This is a genomic window from Delftia sp. S65 (genome assembly GCF_016516495.1).
GTDB lineage: Bacteria > Pseudomonadota > Gammaproteobacteria > Burkholderiales > Burkholderiaceae_C > Comamonas > Comamonas acidovorans.
The window spans coordinates 46,015-61,224 of record NZ_JACVUR010000012.1; the positions used below are offsets into that span (position 1 = coordinate 46,015).

A 15,210-nucleotide genomic window follows, 5' to 3' on the forward strand; every position below is an offset into this window, starting at 1 on the left:
AGTCATTTGCCCTCCCCGAAACGACGCAACAGTTCTAAGGCTGCTCGGCACTGCGCCATGTGGCGCACATCTGAAGCGCAACGAATAACCTCATCCGCCAAGCTCTCGTCGGGAGGGCTGTGCCACATATTCGCCCTAGCTGCCTCAATCTCTTGATGCAGCCAAGCGTCAAACTGATCAATCGTGAGGGTGCCCCCCACCTGGTCGGCCTGGTCGGGAGCCGCCAGGCGCGCGGCCAGACTTGTTTGACCAGGTGGAGGACGTAACGGGGTTCGAGGTGTAGGCATGCTGGCGGCTCCTGGGTTGTGATGAGGAGCCGCCTGCTCTGCTTCTGGCGGTAGGCCCGGCTGTTGTTCACTGCCTGCGACCGAGCTTGCTGGCCCCTTCGACGAATCGTGAAATTCGACGAGTCGTGAAGTTACCAGTTTTCACGACTCGTATAACAACGGTTACACGACTCGTGCAAAATCGGAAAGTGCTTGACAGACAGGAGCCTTTAGATGACTAGCACTCTGGAACTACTGACGAAAGCGCTCGAAAAGAAGAGCGCATCTGCGTGGAGCAGGGACTACAACATCACACCTGGCACCTTCACGAACGCTAAGAAGGCAGGTCGCCTAAGCCCCATGCTTGCTGGAAACATTGCTATGGATTTAGGAGAAGATGCCAACAGGTGGATGGCGGTTGCGGCGTTGGAAGCAGAGAGAGACAGCCCGCTACGAGACAGACTGAGAGACACTCTCCTGCTCCGCAATCAATAGCTGAGAATGTTCTGTGGGCTTGCTTTTCCGGCAAGCCCCAGTCTTTTCTACAATGCTTCACGCAGCCCCATAGGCCACCGCCCCAGCGCCGGGTGGCCCACCTACAACAGCAGGCTGCACGCCGGCGCATCCGCGCGCCGGTGCTTGGAATCTCCTTCCCCATCCCCATGTGACACACAAGGCCACAGGCTGCCCGCATACGGGCAGCCTGTGGCGCGCCGACCGGCGCGGGCCCGCCTGCGCCGACCGTGTACATGACCACCATGATTGGAAAAAACTCCGTGAAGACTTCGTTCCGCGCCACTGCCTCCGTGATCGCCCTGGCCATTGCATCGCTGACCGTGCCCACGCTGGCCCAGGCCAAGCGCATGGGCAGCGGCGGCAAGTCCGTGCGCCCGGCGTCGATCGGCAAGGCCCCCGCTCAGCCCGCAGCGCCTGCGGCGCCCACCGCCAGCAAGGCGGCGACTCCGTCCACCCCCGCCGCACCGGCCGCGCCTGCAGCCCCGACCGCTGGGGCAGCCCCCGCTGCGGCACCTGCGGCTGGGGCCGCCCCCGCTGCTGCTGCACCTGGCGCGGCTGCCGCTCCCGCAGCACGCGGCTCCGGCATGATGGGCACGCTGGGCGCCGCTGCCGTGGGCGCCGTGGCCGGCTCCATGGCCGGCAATGCGCTGGCTGGCGCCATGACTCCTGAAAAGGATGCAGCCGCCAAGGAAGCCGAAGCCAAGGCCAAGGCCGCTGAAACCGAGGCAGCCGAGCTGCAGCGCAAGGCCGACGAAGCCAAGGCCAAGGCAGAAGCCGCCCGCGCTGCCGCCAAGTAAACCGCCTGCTCCTTGCAAAAGGCCGCGCCTGTCGCGGCCTTTCTGTTTTGTCCAGCGGCTGCTTCAACGGCCTTGCGCATGCTCTCCACGCAGCGTCATCACGGCGCTGGCAATGCTCGCAACGGTCTTGCCATCATCACGCTCGATTTCACAGCGGTAGTGGCTGATCGTGCGTCCACGGTGCTCGGCCCACGCCCGCGCGCACAGCCTGGAGCGCCAGACCGGGCGCAGGAAGGCCGCCTTCAGGTCGATGCTGGTGAAACTCTGGCCTGGCTCCATCAAAGTGGAATGCGCCGTGCCTATGGCAGCATCGGCCAGTTCGCACAGCATTCCGCCATGGACCGTGCCCTGCTGGTTGCCATGGCGCTGCGCATCGGCGTCGAACTCCACGACGGCCATGGCTTCGCCGACGGCCACTATGCGAAACCCCAGCATCTGCGAGATCGCGGTGGGATAGCGCATGTGCGTGGCCTCGTCTGCGGCAAGCCGCCCTTCGATCTGCCGCTGCAGATAGTCGAGCACGGGGAGATAAGTGCTGGGAAGATGCATGGATTTCCTGTCTGGAGAGGGAGGGCAAGGGAATGCCCGTCTCGCCAGTGTGATGACCTAGACTGGAACAATCAAAAAATTGTCCTAGCTACACTCCATGGCTGCCTCTCGCGTTGCTCTGCTGACTGAACGGCTGGCCGAAGACATCCGCGCCGGCCGGCTCGCGCCCGGCACGCTGATGCCCACGCACCGCGACCTCGCGGCCCGCCATGGCATGGCCGTGGCGTCCGCCAGCAAGGTGTATGCGCGGCTGGCCTCCCTCGGCCTGGTCATCGGTGAAACCGGGCGCGGCACCTTTGTGCGGGATCGGCCGCAGCAGCGCGAATGGGATGGCGGCGACGAATCCCGCCTGAGTTCGGACACGGCCGACCTGTCCTTCAACCATCCCACCTGGCCCGGGCAGGCCGGGCTGTTGCGCTCCATGCTGCGCGAACTGGCTGCTTCGGGCGACCTGGCTGCGCTCATGCACCAGCAGCCGCCCGGCGGCCGGCTGCACGAGCGGCGCATCGTGGCCGACTTCCTTGCCCGCGAACGCGGCCTGGCTGCCGAGCCGGAACGCATCTTCCTGGTCAATGGCGCGCAGCAAGGACTGGACATTGCCGTGCGTGCGCTGCTGCGGCCCGGCGATGCGGTGGCCGTGGATGCGCTGACCTACCCGGGCTTCAGGATGCTGGCCGAGCTCCAGGACCTGGACCTCCAGCCGGTCCCTGCCCTTGACGAGGGTCCCGACCTCGATGCATTGGAGCGGCTGTGCGCACGCCGGCGCATACGCGCCATCCATGCCCACGCTGCACAACCCCCTGGGATGGGTGATGCCGCTGGCGCAGCGCCAGCGCCTGGTGGAGATCGCAAGGCGCCACGATTGCCTGCTGATCGAGGATGCTGCCTATGCCTTTCTTGCAGGCAAGGCGCCCGCAACCCTCGCAACGCTGGCGCCAGAGCGCTGCATTCACGTCTCCAGCCTCTCGAAAAGCGTGGCCAGCGGGTTGCGCTTCGGCTTCATGGTGGTGCCCCAGGCATGGGCCGGCCGCGTCAAGGCCGTGGTGCGCGCCAGCCACTGGAGCATGCCGGGCCTGATCACGGCCATGGCCACGCGCTGGATGGCCAGCGGCTCCGTGCGGCAGCAGGAACAACGCATGCGGCAGGAGGCACGGCGCCGGCAGGCGATTGCGCGCAAGGCGCTGGCAGGAATGCAGATGCTGGCCCACCCCTGCTCGCTCTTCCTCTGGCTGCGCCTGCCCGGGGAGCTGCGAATGGACCGGGTGGCCACGGCGCTGGCCCAGTGCGGCATCGCCGTATCGCAGGCCCACGCCTACGCAACGACACCCCATGCCCCGCATGCGCTGCGCCTGGGACTGGGTTCGGTGCCTCTGCCGCAACTGGAGGCCGTACTCGTTCAGTTGCGGGATACCGTGGAAGGCTTTCCCCCCTGAGCCTGCCGGGCCAGGGCCCGGTTCAGCGGCCTTGCGCTTCAGCGCGGCCCGGCGCGCAGCGGCTGCAGCAGGTGCGACAGGCCGTTGTGGTCCAGCTCCTGCATCAGCGCCAACAACTGGCCCAGCTCTCCCTTGGGGAAGCCTTCGCGTGCGAACCAGTTCAGATAGTTGCCGGGCAGGTCGGCGATCAGCCGGCCCTTGTACTTGCCATAGGGCATGTGCACCTGCACCAGCTTTTGCAGCATTTCGGAGTCCATGGCGGCGATGGTACGCGCTGCGGCATCGCAAGAATCTGCATAAAAAGCCACAGCCTTATAACCAAATAGCAAAATTGTTCATTGCGGCCGCTGGCGCCGCACTAGACTATGCGCCTGCCTGCCGTACCGCCCGATACAGAACCACTCCACCGGGCCTGCGGCGTTTTTGCAACCCGTTGAAGAAAGTCCTCCGGTCATGTTGAAGAAAGCCCTCTCCGCAATCGCGATTGCCACGCTGGCCCTGACGGCCCAGGCCGCCGACGTGCTCAAGGTCGGCGCCACCGCTGTGCCCCATGCAGAAATCCTCAACCATGTGAAGCCGGCCCTGAAGGCCCAAGGCATCGACCTGCAGATCAAGGAATTCAGCGACTACGTGCAGCCCAATGCGGCCGTCGAGGACAAGCAGCTGGACGTGAACTTCTTCCAGCACCAGCCCTACCTGGACAGCTACAACAAGGACCGCAAGACCTCGCTGGTGGCCGTGCCCAATGGCAAGGTCCACGTGGAGCCCTTCGGCGGTTACTCGCAGAAGATCAAGAACGTGAAGGATCTGAAGGACGGCGCCACCATCGCCATCCCCAACGACCCCTCCAACGGCGGCCGCGCCCTGATCCTGCTGGCCAAGCAGGGCCTGATCGAGCTCAAGGACCCCAAGAGCCTGACGCCCACACCGCTGGACGTGGCCAAGAACCCCAAGAAGCTCAAGTTCAAGGAACTCGAAGCCCCGCTGCTGCCACGCGCGCTGGCTGACGTGGACCTGGCCTTGATCAACACCAACTACGCCATCGAGGCCAAGCTCAATCCCACCAAGGATGCGCTGTTCATCGAAGGCGCCGATTCGCCCTACACCAACATCGTGGTCTCGCGCCAGGACCGTGCCAACGATCCCAACATCGCCAAGCTGATGAATGCGCTGCACACGCCCGACGTGAAGAAGTTCATCCTCGAGAAGTACAAGGGCGCTGTCGTTCCTGCGTTCTGAGGCACAAGGAGTGCAGCCGGTCGGCTGCATCATGTCCCCGCAAAAAAAGCGCTGCCTCGGCAGCGCTTTTTTCATTCCCCTTCCCTGGTATCGCCACTCAACCCGCAGGCGTCACCTCGGCCGGCGCCTTGGCCGCCGCAGCGGGCCGCGTGATGGCGCTGCCCATGGCCGCGCCCATGATGCAGGCGATGGCCAGCCACTGGGTCCCCACCAGGTGCTCATGCAGCAGCAGCATGCCCATGAGGGCGGCAATCGCAGGCTCCGTGGCCAGGGCGATGCCGAAGGTGGCCGGTGGCAGGCGGCGCAGGGCCATCATCTCCAGCGTATAGGGCAAGGCGCTGGAGATGGCCGCCACCACCAGGCCGAAGGCCAGGATGGACGGCTGCAGCAGCTTGGCCCCCGCTTCGGCCACGCCGAAAGGCACCACCACCATGGCGGCGAACACCAGGCCCAGCGACACGGCCTGGCCGCTGGGAATGCTGCCCAGGCGCTGCCCCAGCAGGATGTACAGCGCCCAGCAGATGGCAGCGCCCACGGCGCAGGCAATGCCCACGGGCTCCAGCACCAATCCGCCCGCGCCGGCGCCCCCTATCGGCAAAATCAGGGCCAGCCCCGCCACGGCCAGCGCCAGCCAGACAAAGTCCACCGGCCGGCGCGAGTGGTAGATGGCCACGGCCAGCGGACCGGAGAATTCGATGGCCACGGCCAGGCCAAAGGGAATGGTGCGCAGCGCCATGTAGAACAGCAGGTTCATGGCGCCCAGCGCCACGCCGAAACGCAGCAGCGCCCACGCCTGGGGGCGGGCCAGCGTCCAGCGCCAGGGCCGCCAGATGGCCACCAGGATCAGCGCGGCAAAGCCCACGCGCAATGCCGAAGTGCCCTGGGCGCCCAGCACCGGAAAAAGCTGCTTGGCCAGTGAAGTGCCCACGCCCAATGCCGTGACCGAGCCCAGCACGGCCAGCAGGGGCCAGGCGCGGTTCCATGTGGTGTTTGTTGTCATGGCACGTACGATATTGCAGGCCAGCGATGCAAAAGGCTCGTTTTGGGGCCTCTTCGCGCAATATTCGCTCTTTCCGACCGCTCCGCATCCGTTTTCCGCCCCTCCCCCATGCCCGCCATCGCACTCGATACTTTTGACCGCGCCATCCTCGACGTGCTCCAGCGCGACAACCTCACGCCGCAGCGCCTCATTGCCGAGCAGGTCCACCTTTCGGCACCGGCCGTGCAGCGGCGCATACGGCGCCTGCAGGAGCTGGGCGTGATCACGGCCAACGTGGCTGTGGTCGATCCCGTGCGCACGGGGCGCCCGCTCACCGTGCTCATCAACGTGCAGCTGGCCAACGAGCGCCCGGACCTGTCCCTGGCCTTTCGCGCGCGCGTGGCGCGAGAGCCCGCTGTGCAGCAGTGCTACTACGTGACCGGGGAAGCCGACTATTCATTGATCGTCACGGCTGCCGATATGCAGGAGTACCAGGCGCTGGCGGCGCGGCTGTTCTCCGGAGACGACAACATCCGGCGCTACACCACCTCGATCGCTCTGGAACGCATCAAGACCGGGCTGCAGTTGCCGATGGCAGAACACAAGCCCGACAATGAAACAAGTTGACACAACCTAGACATACACCAGGAGACTGCTTTGAGCGCACCTTCACCGGACAGCATGGCCCGCCTCGTCGCCACACGCACCCTCGACAAGTACGAGCGTGACTACTATCCCAAGCGCGACCGCATCACCATTTCCTTCCGGGGCGACCTGGCCGAGCAATACAACTACGACAAGATCCAGCCCTTGTCCGAGGCCCAGCGCCATGGCCACAAGGTCGTCATCGAGGCGACCAGCCAGAAGACCGGCGCCACGGGCCACTACTGCATCGAATGCAACAGCTGGAACCTCATCGAGGCCGTGGGCACCTGGGCGCCCGGCGAGGAAGCCCCGGTCGCAGACTGATCTGCGCGGTCAGCCAACTGCCGGTGCCAACGCGCTGCCAGCCACCCACCAGGCCAGCGCCAGCATCATCACGCCCGTGAGGCCATCGAGAACGCGCCAGGCCTGCGGCTTCTCGAACAGGCGCTTCATGCGGCGGCCCGCAAAGGCCAGCGCCACGAACCACGACAGGCTGGCCGATGCGGCGCCCACCACATAGACCCACTTGAGCACACCTTCCTGGCGCGCGCCGATGGAGCCCATGAGCAGCACCGTGTCCAGATAGACATGGGGGTTGAACAGGGTGATCACGGCCAGCGTGGAGACCACGCCCAGCAGGCCACGCGGGGCCAGTTGCCCGCCCGATGCCGCCAGTTGCGCATCGGGCGCCATGGCCATGCGCCACAGCGCGATCAGCCCATAGGCCAGCAGGAACAGGGCGCCGCCCAGCGTCAGGTAGCGGGCCAGGTCGGGGTTGTCGCCCAGCAGCCGGGCCATGCCCGCCACGCCCAGGCCGATGAGCACCACGTCGCTCACCACGCACCAGGCCACGCAGGCGCGCACATGCTGGCCTTGCACGGCCTGGCGCAGCACATAGAGGTTCTGGGCGCCGATGGAGACGATGAGAGACAGGCAGACCGTGAAGCCCGCCAGCCAGGAAGAAGAAACATTTGCAGTCCACATGGCCGGGATTGTCTGGCTGGCAAATGGTTAAGTAAAATTACATTTACTCAACCAAATGAAGAATATCTAAATGCTCGACTACGCCGGACTCGAAGCCCTGGCGGCCGTGGTGCGCGAAGGCAGCTTCGAGCGCGCGGCGCGCAAGCTGCATGTCACGCCCTCGGCCGTTTCCCAGCGCATCAAGCTGCTGGAGGAGCGTGTGGGCCAGGTGCTGGTACTGCGCGGCCAGCCCTGCTCGGGCACCGATGCGGGCCGCAGGCTGTGCCTGCACCTGGAGCAGGTGGCCCTGCTCGAAAACGATCTGCGCCGCAAGAACCCGGAGCTGGTCCCCGAGGGGCAGACCGCCCTGCCCACGCTCAAGCTGGCCGTCAATGCCGACTCGCTGTCCACCTGGTTCATGGATGCCATGTCCGCCTTCACGCGCGACGGCAACGAGCTGCTGGACATCAGCATCGACGACCAGGACCACACGGCCAAGCGCATCCGCGAGGGCGAGGTGCTGGCCGCCGTCACGGCCACTTCCTCGGCCATTCCCGGCTGCAATACCTGGCCGCTGGGCCGCATGCGCTACGTGGCGGCCGCCAGCCCCGACTTCATCCGCCGCTACCTGAAGGACGGCATCACGCCCGAGGCCATGGCGCGCACTCCCATGATGAGCTACGGCCGCAAGGACAGCCTGCAGGACCAGTGGCTGCAGCGCCTGGGCGCGGAGGGGCGGCGCAACACCCCGCGCCACTTTCTTCCCTCCAACCAGGGCTATACGCGGGCCTGCGAGCTGGGGATGGGCTGGGGCATGCACCCGCCGCTGATGATCGGCGCGCAACTGGCCGAAGGCAGCCTGGTGGAGCTGCTGCCCGGCAACGATCTGGACATTCCCATGTACTGGGCCCATGCGCGCAATGCGCAGGCCAGCCTGCAGCGGCTGACCGACTGCGTGATCCAGGCGGCAGCCGCCTGCCTGGACCCGATGGAGTGAGGGGGCATCGACGCCCCCCTTTTTCCCCCTCGCCCACTCCGTCGAATCCACATCCCCGGCCAATGCGTTTTTGCCGGCCCGGGATCATCGCAACACCGGAAACAAACAGGTCTTCCATTCATTGAATCCGCTGAAATACCGTCGTCAGCAGATAATCCCGCGCACGCCCGGAAAATGCAAACAGGAACAGTCCTAGAAATAAAATAGGAGCATTCCCATAAGGCGGGTACAAGCGTCCCGGGGGCAAAAAGAAGGACTCAGATTTTCTGAAAAGCCTTGACACCATTTGCCGGGAGCCTAGAGAATTCGCGGGCCTCAAGGCAATTTCATAAATCTGCCACTCTTTTTTGAAAATCACGCAGGCAATAGACGTGCCTCGAAATACTTGCCATATCCAGAAAATCGGCATCTCCGGCAATGCCGCCATTGCCGGATATTCAGGATTCGCCTATGAACACCACAGGAATACACAGGGACGAATACACGGGACAGGCAATGCAGGAGTACTCCTTCGCTTTTCATTTGCGCATTCCATTCATTGCGCATGCGGCATGCCAGCGGCGCCGCGAAGCCGGCGGCATGCCTGCGCCGCCCGCAGGGCGCCACCAGGGCTTCACCCTGGTGGAGATCATGGTGACCCTGGCCGTGATGGTCATCCTGCTGGCCATTGCCGCCCCCAACATGAACGACATGGTGCAGGCCAGCCAGCAGGAGTCCGCACTGATGCGCCTGTCCGCGGCCCTGCGCATGGCCCAGCACGAGGCGGGACTACGCAACCAGCGCATCACCATCTGCCCTGCCAGCGCGGGCCGCAAGGCCTGCAGCGACACCGCCATCGGCAGTGGTCCCTATCAGGGGCTCCAGGATTGGTCCGGCGAGCTGATCGCCTTCAGCGACGGCAGCACCCCCCGCGTGATCGACGAGGACGACCAGGTCCTCAGGGTGTTTCCCAGCGTGCGCAGCGTGGATCTCTTCGCCTGGTATCCGACGGGCGGCCAGGGCATGAAATCGGCGGGCCACGCCGTACACGCGCTTCCGGACGGGCAGATCTGCTGGCCCACGGCCCGCCAGGGCGCACCGGGCGCCGAGCAGGTCCACCGCGTGGCCTACCCCTGCAACCCCGACGTGACCTTCACGGCCTGCCCGAGTCGCGCCCGGCACCTGCCCGCCCGCCATATCGCCATGTATGCCGGTGGCCTGCAGGACCTGGCACCGCGCGACCCGCTGCCCCGCGCCTCTGGCAGCAGCAAGCCGCCAGCCATAGGCTGCGCCGCCAGCCTCTGAACACAAGCGAGGACTTCGCATGGACAGGAAGGATCCACACCCCGCTCCCACCCCCGCCGCAGCTGCGGCATCGCAGGCAGGCTTCACGCTGGTGGAGGTCATGGTCACCCTGGTGGTCATTTCCGCCGGCCTGCTGGGCACCCTCAAGGGGCTCTATCAGAACCTGGGCGACCTCAATGCCTCCTACCAGCGCACGGCGGCCGTGCAAAAGGCCGCCGAGATGGTGGAACGCCTGCGCGCCAACCGCCGGGGCGCACTGGCAGGCGACTTCGACGGCGGTGGCGGCACCGCGCCCAGATCCTGCAGCGACCCTGGCGAAGGCGGCGACGACAAGGCCCATGCCCAGTACCGGCTGTGCCTGTGGCAAAGGGACCTGGGCAACGCCCTGGCCCAGGGCCAGGGCAGCGTCAAGACTGCCGAAGGCAAGACCCTCATCACCGTGACCTGGAGCCATCCCCGCAGCGGGGATGGAAACCCCGAAGAACACAGCATCGAGGTCATCCCATGAGAGATCGGCTGGCATCCCGTGGCCCGCAGCAAGGCCCGCAACAGGGCCTGACCCTGGTGGAACTCATGGTGGCGGTGGTCATCGCCCTGTTTCTCCTGGCCGCCTTGGCGGGACTGTATGTGAACGCAAGAGGCCTGCTGCGCCATGAAAATGCACTGGCGCGCATGCAAAGCGATGCACGCCTGAGCTTTGGCGTGATGGGCCAGGCGGTGCGCAATGCGGGCTTCACGGGCTGCAGCACGGCCCTGACCAAGGTTCCCCCCTTCATCGCCGAGCCCGAAAGGCTCGGGCCCCACTGGAACCTGCTGGACCCCATAGGCATCCGGCGCGGACAGGCACAGGATGCCTGGACCAGTTTCGCGGAAGATGTCCCTGCCCAGGCCAGCGCCCGGTCGGACGTGCTCAGGACCGCGGGCACGGGCACGCACAAGAGCAGCCAGCAACTGAGCGACAACGATGTGGTCGTCGCGACCGATTGCTCGCAGACCTACATTTCCCGCCGGGTGCTCCTGGATACCTGCATCCAGCCCCCGCCCGGATCGGGAATTTCCGGCTTCTCTGCGGACCGTGGCGCCTGCGGCCTGACGCCCCTCAAGCGCGATGCACGCGTGCTGCCCGCAGTCAATGACCTGTTCTTCATCGGGCGGCTCAGCGAGGGCACCGGGCAGCAGGGCGCCACCGGCCTCATCCACTGCTCCAGCAGCCTGATCGATCCCAAGCCCGAGCAAGGCAAAGCCAATAACCTGAGCTGCCGCATGCTGGCCGAAGGGGCCGTGGATCTCAAGATCGAGGCCATACACGGCCAGCCCTCGGCCGCCGTTCAGCAAAAGGCTCCCGGCAACAGCGTATGGAACAACACCGGCTCCGGCCTGGCCGGCAGAGCGACGACGCCGGGCCCGACTCCGCCGCCACCGCCTCCTGCCGTGCGCGCCGTGGAAGTGCGCCTTCTCATGGCCTCCGCGCCTGGCATGGGTGCGCTGCTGCACGCACCCCAGAGCTACACCTTCTATCGCGACGGCAACGGCGCCCCCCGGCGCACCACCGCAGCCGATCGGCGGCTGTACCGTGAATTCAGCGCGGTCTTCACGCTGCGAAACCGGGTGGAATGAGCATGGCAAGGACACGGACACAAACACGGACACAGGGCGGCCTGGCGCTCATCACCACCATGATCATCATGATGGCCCTGGTGATGCTGTCGCTGGCCGCCATGAACATGGGCCTGCTGCAGGGCCGGTCCACGGGCAACCGCAACGACTGGCACATCGCCTTCCAGGCCGCCGAGGCCGCGCTGCGCGACGGGGAGCAGGACATCACCACCCGCAACCCGGCCCTGGAGGCCTTTGACGATGCCTGCACAGCGGGCCTGTGCCTGCCCAGGGAAGACGGCAGCTCGTGGTCCGAGGCGCTCATTGCCCAGGACACGCTGGGCGTGGCGCTGGGCACGCACACCGGGCAGACCGCCCCCGGCCCCCAGGGAGCACCGGCACCGCGCTACCTCATCGAGCGGCTGGAGACCCCTGCGCAAAGCGTGGTGGTGCAGGGCTATGGCGCCGACCAGGGCCGCCCTCCCGTCTTTCGCGTGACGGCCATCGGCATGGGAGCGGCCCGGCGCGCCGATGGCAGTCCGGCCTCGCGAGTGGTGCTGCAAAGCATGTACATCAATTGAAGGAAAGACCATGCGCAAACTCCCTCTGCAAAAGCCAGCCCAGCACCCCCTCTTGCCGGCGGCAGTGGCGATGCTGCTGCTCGCCTGCATGGCCGGCCCCCGCGCGCAGCAGCCGGCGCGCCCCGTGCCCCTGAACATCTCGCAGGTGCCCCTGATGGCCACGCAGAACGCCACGCCCAACGTGCTGCTCATCATGGACAACTCCAACAGCATGGACGAGGCACCCAACGGCTGGGCCGTGGGCAGCGCCAGTGCGAACAGCAAGTCCGAAATCGCCCGCACCGCGGCCCGCACCATCATTGAACGCCACCAGGGGCGCATGAACTTGGGCCTGATGGCCTACCAGCAGAACGACCACGTTGACATCACCAGCCTGGGCAACTCGCTGTACGACGTCAGCTACAACCCCAGGCACTGGAACCGGGACTGGGAAGGCCCGCGCGCCAGCCCCGACAACAAGCGCTTCCGCCTCCCCAACCCCAACGACCCTGGGCGCTTCATCCACTTCAACGTGGCCTTGCCGATGTACGGCCTCGGCAACACGGCCGCCCACTGCTTTTCCGCCACGGCCAACGCCGCGGCCACGCCCGCCAATCCCGACGGCTTCCGCACAACCGAGACACCCCGTGGCCCCTGGGACAGCTATGCCTGCTTCCGCAGCAAGATAGGTACCGACAATGTCGCCGGTGCCAACGACACCGCCATTGCGGGCTATCGCGATATCTGGTTCAGGGGACCTTTCGAGGCCACCGACTCCGACTTCGCCCAGGGCATCTTCGACTTCGGCAGGCAGATATTCCTCACGCCCATAGGCTTGGCCTGGTTCAGCAACGGGTGGCGCAACAATGACGGTTCCCGCCGCTTTCCAGGCCGCGGCTTCCTGCACCAGCCCATCCGGCCGCTGGACGGCGCCCACAGGGCCGCGCTGGATCGCAAGCTGGCCACCTCGCAGTTTGAGGTCAACGGGCCGACCAATCCCGCCCTGCCCCTGCAGAACGCGGGCAGTACGCCGCTGGAGGGCACGCTGCTGACGGCGCTCGACTACTTCCAGGGCGGAGGGGGCAGTTGGCGCGATGCGGCAGAGGGCTATGTGCCCGCCTGCTATCCGCTGCCCCAGTCCTGCGGCCGCAACTTTTTGGTGCTGCTCACCGACGGCCTGCCCTCGACCCGGCCCGACGGCACCATCATCCAGGACATGGCGGCCGGCCTGCGCCAGACGGCAGAGGCCGCGCGGCGCCTCAGGCAAGAGGCCAACGTGGAGACCTTCGTCATCGGATTCGCCCTGCCCTTCGGCACCAATCCCGAGCAATTGAACGAGGTGGCCGCCGCCGGGGGCACGGAGCGCGCCTTCGCGGCCAACGACCCCGCCACCCTCGATACCGCCCTGCAGGCGATCTTCGCCGACATCGCCGCCCGCTCCTCCAGCGTGGCCGCCGTGGCGGCCAACTCCACCAACGTGTCCAGCAGCACCAGGATCTACCAGGCACGCTTCGATCCCCGCGACTGGAGCGGCACGCTGTCAGCGCACAGCATCACAGGCACTGCGGTGGCCGAACAGGCGCAGTGGGAGGCACGCATTCCTGCGACACGCCGCATCCTCAGCTACCGGCCCGACACGCGCCAAGGCGTGGCCTTTGCCTGGGCTGAATTGAACCCCGAGCAGCAAAGGCAGATCGGAGCGCCCGACGTGCTGGCCTACCTGCGGGGCAGCCAGGCGCAGGAAGCGCCCCGTGGACCCCTGCGCAGGCGCACCAGCCTGCTGGGCGACATCGTGAACTCGGCCCCGGTGTATGTGGGCGCGCCCGAGATGCCCTACACCGAGGCCTCCTACCGCGAATTCCGCAAGGCACGGGCCGATCGCCGCAAGATGGTCTACGTGGGAGCCAACGACGGCATGCTGCATGCTTTCGACGCGGACACGGGGCAGGAGCTCTTTGCCTATGTCCCCTCGACCGTGATCCCCCACCTGCGCCAGCTGTCCGATCCGAACTACCGCCACCGCTTCTACGTGGACGGCTCGCCCATGGTGGCCGATGCCTTCATCGGCGGCCGGTGGCGCACCATCCTCGTGGGGGGTCTGGGCGCAGGGGGCCAGGGCGTGTACGCGCTGGACATCACCGATCCCGATGCGATCACCGAAGCCGCTGCCAAGGACGTCGTGCTGTGGGAGTTCGGCGACCGCGACCGGCGCGCACCGGGCAGCAACCGACCGGCCGGTTTCGATATGGACATGGGCTTCAGCTTCGCGCAGCCTTCCATCGCCAGGACCCGGGCAGGCTGGATGGCCCTGTTCGGCAACGGCTACAACAATGTGGAGGCGGACGGCGCGGCCAGCACCAGCGGCAATGCCGTGCTGTACGCCATCAACCTGGAGACCGGCGCGCTGCACAGGAAATGGGACACTCGCCGAGGCGTGCAAGACAGCACTCGCAGGTGGCCCAATGGCCTGAGCACGCCGGCCGCCGTGGACCTGGATGACGACGGGCTGGTGGACCGCGTCTATGCGGGAGACCTGCAGGGCAACATGTGGCGCTTCGACCTCATGGCCGCGAGCGGGGACGGGGACGGGATCGTTCCGTCGGTCAACGGCACTCCTGCACCGATGACCACCCCCTGGGGCGGCAGCTTCCACGGGCAGCCCATCACCACGCGGCCCGAGGCCAAGATCAGCCACGGCACGCTGCAATCGCACGTGCAGCTGCTGTACGGCACGGGCAAGAGCTTCGAGGTCGGCGACCATGACGCTGCGGCCCCGGCCTCCGCATCCCAGTACTTCTTCAGCCTGCTGGACGAAGGCACCGGGGGCTCCTCCGCAAGCCACAGCGTGCTGAAGGTCACCAGTGTCGACGCCGGCGCCGCCAACGGCGATGGCCGCACCACGCAGATGTCCCTGCGGCTGATCTCCGACGGCCGCCCCGGCAACAGGAACTGGATCATGCCCCTGGCCGACGCGGGCGAGCGCTTGATCACCCATCCCTTGCTGCGCCGCGACCGCATCATCTTCACCACGGCCGTGCCCAGCACGCAGATGTGTACGGCAGGCGGCCATAGCTGGCTGATGGAACTCTCCCTGGACGGCCAGGGCGCGGAGAAGTATGCCGACGGCCTGTTCGACATCAACGGCGACGGTACGGTGGACGGCAGCGACCGCTACGGCGACAACGACCGCGCCACCGGGGGCGCGCGGCTGGAGGGCATCAGCTCGCAGCCCGTCATCCTGAACAACGGCAAGCAGGAAACCAAGGTCATGAACAGCACCGCAGGCCTGCAGTCGCTGGCCGAAAGCAAGGGGCCGCTGAGCAACAGGCGCATTTCCTGGCGCGAGGACACCCCGGCCGACATCCATCCGCTGGGCCTGGACTGAC

15 protein-coding genes and 1 pseudogene are annotated in these 15,210 nt (G+C 66.4%); 11 read left to right on the forward strand and 5 right to left on the reverse strand.

Going from position 1 to position 15,210, the window contains the following annotated elements; all coding sequences use genetic code 11:
• Positions 1–1,015: 1,015 nt before the first annotated feature.
• Positions 1,016–1,579, forward strand: a complete 564-nt coding sequence (locus IAE24_RS12785) for a hypothetical protein (protein ID WP_043819363.1) — start codon at positions 1,016–1,018, stop codon at positions 1,577–1,579.
• A 63-nt stretch (positions 1,580–1,642) separates the two neighbouring features.
• Here the strand turns inward: IAE24_RS12785 and IAE24_RS12790 are convergent, their stop codons facing one another.
• A complete protein-coding gene (locus IAE24_RS12790; protein ID WP_012204692.1) occupies positions 1,643–2,128 on the reverse strand; it encodes a PaaI family thioesterase in 486 nt (161 codons plus the stop codon).
• A gap of 97 nt (positions 2,129–2,225) precedes the next feature.
• Between IAE24_RS12790 and IAE24_RS12795 the strand changes: the two are divergent.
• Positions 2,226–3,561 (forward strand): annotated as a pseudogene (locus tag IAE24_RS12795) (aminotransferase-like domain-containing protein).
• 38 nt (positions 3,562–3,599) lie between these two features.
• On the opposite strand, the gene IAE24_RS12800 reads toward IAE24_RS12795, so the two are convergent.
• Positions 3,600–3,818, reverse strand: a complete 219-nt coding sequence (locus tag IAE24_RS12800; RefSeq protein WP_063326593.1) for a DUF3820 family protein — start codon at positions 3,816–3,818, stop codon at positions 3,600–3,602.
• A gap of 196 nt (positions 3,819–4,014) precedes the next feature.
• Here IAE24_RS12800 and IAE24_RS12805 point away from each other — a divergent pair, with 196 nt between their 5' ends.
• Positions 4,015–4,800, forward strand: coding sequence for a MetQ/NlpA family ABC transporter substrate-binding protein (locus tag IAE24_RS12805; RefSeq protein ID WP_012204689.1), 786 nt, complete (start codon positions 4,015–4,017; stop codon positions 4,798–4,800).
• 97 nt (positions 4,801–4,897) lie between these two features.
• Here IAE24_RS12805 and IAE24_RS12810 read toward each other — a convergent pair whose 3' ends face one another.
• A complete protein-coding gene (locus tag IAE24_RS12810; RefSeq protein WP_034391880.1) occupies positions 4,898–5,800 on the reverse strand; it encodes an EamA family transporter in 903 nt (300 codons plus the stop codon).
• Positions 5,801–5,908: 108 nt separating this feature from the next.
• Here IAE24_RS12810 and IAE24_RS12815 point away from each other — a divergent pair, with 108 nt between their 5' ends.
• Together IAE24_RS12815 and IAE24_RS12820 are read left to right on the forward strand one after the other, a co-directional pair.
• Positions 5,909–6,406 (forward strand): Lrp/AsnC family transcriptional regulator, encoded by a 498-nt coding sequence (locus tag IAE24_RS12815; protein WP_013803176.1) that lies wholly within the window; start codon positions 5,909–5,911, stop codon positions 6,404–6,406.
• Positions 6,407–6,436: 30 nt separating this feature from the next.
• On the forward strand, positions 6,437–6,748 hold the full coding sequence (locus tag IAE24_RS12820; RefSeq protein ID WP_199961426.1) for a hypothetical protein: 312 nt from the start codon (positions 6,437–6,439) through the stop codon (positions 6,746–6,748).
• A 9-nt stretch (positions 6,749–6,757) separates the two neighbouring features.
• Here IAE24_RS12820 and IAE24_RS12825 read toward each other — a convergent pair whose 3' ends face one another.
• Positions 6,758–7,408 carry a LysE/ArgO family amino acid transporter gene (locus tag IAE24_RS12825; protein ID WP_012204685.1) on the reverse strand — a complete coding sequence of 217 codons (651 nt, stop codon included), beginning with the start codon at positions 7,406–7,408 and terminating at the stop codon, positions 6,758–6,760.
• Positions 7,409–7,478: 70 nt separating this feature from the next.
• Between IAE24_RS12825 and IAE24_RS12830 the strand changes: the two genes are divergently transcribed.
• Positions 7,479–8,384, forward strand: coding sequence for an HTH-type transcriptional regulator ArgP (locus IAE24_RS12830; protein ID WP_012204684.1), 906 nt, complete (start codon positions 7,479–7,481; stop codon positions 8,382–8,384).
• A gap of 118 nt (positions 8,385–8,502) precedes the next feature.
• Here IAE24_RS12830 and IAE24_RS12835 read toward each other — a convergent pair whose 3' ends face one another.
• Positions 8,503–8,811 carry a hypothetical protein gene (locus IAE24_RS12835; RefSeq protein ID WP_199961427.1) on the reverse strand — a complete coding sequence of 103 codons (309 nt, stop codon included), beginning with the start codon at positions 8,809–8,811 and terminating at the stop codon, positions 8,503–8,505.
• A gap of 23 nt (positions 8,812–8,834) precedes the next feature.
• Between IAE24_RS12835 and IAE24_RS12840 the strand changes: the two genes are divergently transcribed.
• The 5 genes from IAE24_RS12840 to IAE24_RS12860 are packed head-to-tail and all read left to right on the forward strand — an operon-like array spanning position 8,835 to position 15,209.
• Entirely contained in the window at positions 8,835–9,668 is an 834-nt protein-coding gene (locus tag IAE24_RS12840; RefSeq protein ID WP_199961428.1) for a GspH/FimT family pseudopilin, read from the forward strand.
• A 19-nt stretch (positions 9,669–9,687) separates the two neighbouring features.
• Positions 9,688–10,176 (forward strand): type IV pilus modification protein PilV, encoded by a 489-nt coding sequence (pilV, locus tag IAE24_RS12845; RefSeq protein ID WP_051940613.1) that lies wholly within the window; start codon positions 9,688–9,690, stop codon positions 10,174–10,176.
• A complete protein-coding gene (locus IAE24_RS12850) occupies positions 10,173–11,285 on the forward strand; it encodes a PilW family protein (RefSeq protein ID WP_199961429.1) in 1,113 nt (370 codons plus the stop codon). Before pilV ends, IAE24_RS12850 begins: the two co-directional genes overlap by 4 nt.
• Positions 11,286–11,287: 2 nt before the next feature.
• Positions 11,288–11,845: a pilus assembly PilX family protein gene (locus tag IAE24_RS12855; protein WP_179217907.1), complete on the forward strand. Its 558-nt coding sequence runs from the start codon at positions 11,288–11,290 to the stop codon at positions 11,843–11,845.
• A 10-nt stretch (positions 11,846–11,855) separates the two neighbouring features.
• Complete coding sequence (locus tag IAE24_RS12860) at positions 11,856–15,209, forward strand: PilC/PilY family type IV pilus protein (RefSeq protein ID WP_199961430.1); 3,354 nt, start codon at positions 11,856–11,858, stop codon at positions 15,207–15,209.
• Position 15,210: the final 1 nt, after the last annotated feature.

Excerpts from the sequence above, each read along its gene's own strand:
- IAE24_RS12785 (WP_043819363.1), top strand. The coding sequence starts at position 1,016 with ATGACCACCATGATTGGAAAAAACTCCGTGAAGACTTCGTTCCGCGCC.
- IAE24_RS12790 (WP_012204692.1), bottom strand. The coding sequence starts at position 2,128 with ATGCATCTTCCCAGCACTTATCTCCCCGTGCTCGACTATCTGCAGCGG.
- IAE24_RS12800 (WP_063326593.1), bottom strand. The coding sequence starts at position 3,818 with ATGGACTCCGAAATGCTGCAAAAGCTGGTGCAGGTGCACATGCCCTAT.
- IAE24_RS12805 (WP_012204689.1), top strand. The coding sequence starts at position 4,015 with ATGTTGAAGAAAGCCCTCTCCGCAATCGCGATTGCCACGCTGGCCCTG.
- IAE24_RS12810 (WP_034391880.1), bottom strand. The coding sequence starts at position 5,800 with ATGACAACAAACACCACATGGAACCGCGCCTGGCCCCTGCTGGCCGTG.
- IAE24_RS12815 (WP_013803176.1), top strand. The coding sequence starts at position 5,909 with ATGCCCGCCATCGCACTCGATACTTTTGACCGCGCCATCCTCGACGTG.
- IAE24_RS12825 (WP_012204685.1), bottom strand. The coding sequence starts at position 7,408 with ATGTGGACTGCAAATGTTTCTTCTTCCTGGCTGGCGGGCTTCACGGTC.
- IAE24_RS12830 (WP_012204684.1), top strand. The coding sequence starts at position 7,479 with ATGCTCGACTACGCCGGACTCGAAGCCCTGGCGGCCGTGGTGCGCGAA.
- IAE24_RS12835 (WP_199961427.1), bottom strand. The coding sequence starts at position 8,811 with ATGGCGGCATTGCCGGAGATGCCGATTTTCTGGATATGGCAAGTATTT.
- IAE24_RS12840 (WP_199961428.1), top strand. The coding sequence starts at position 8,835 with ATGAACACCACAGGAATACACAGGGACGAATACACGGGACAGGCAATG.
- pilV (WP_051940613.1), top strand. The coding sequence starts at position 9,688 with ATGGACAGGAAGGATCCACACCCCGCTCCCACCCCCGCCGCAGCTGCG.
- IAE24_RS12850 (WP_199961429.1), top strand. The coding sequence starts at position 10,173 with ATGAGAGATCGGCTGGCATCCCGTGGCCCGCAGCAAGGCCCGCAACAG.
- IAE24_RS12855 (WP_179217907.1), top strand. The coding sequence starts at position 11,288 with ATGGCAAGGACACGGACACAAACACGGACACAGGGCGGCCTGGCGCTC.
- IAE24_RS12860 (WP_199961430.1), top strand. The coding sequence starts at position 11,856 with ATGCGCAAACTCCCTCTGCAAAAGCCAGCCCAGCACCCCCTCTTGCCG.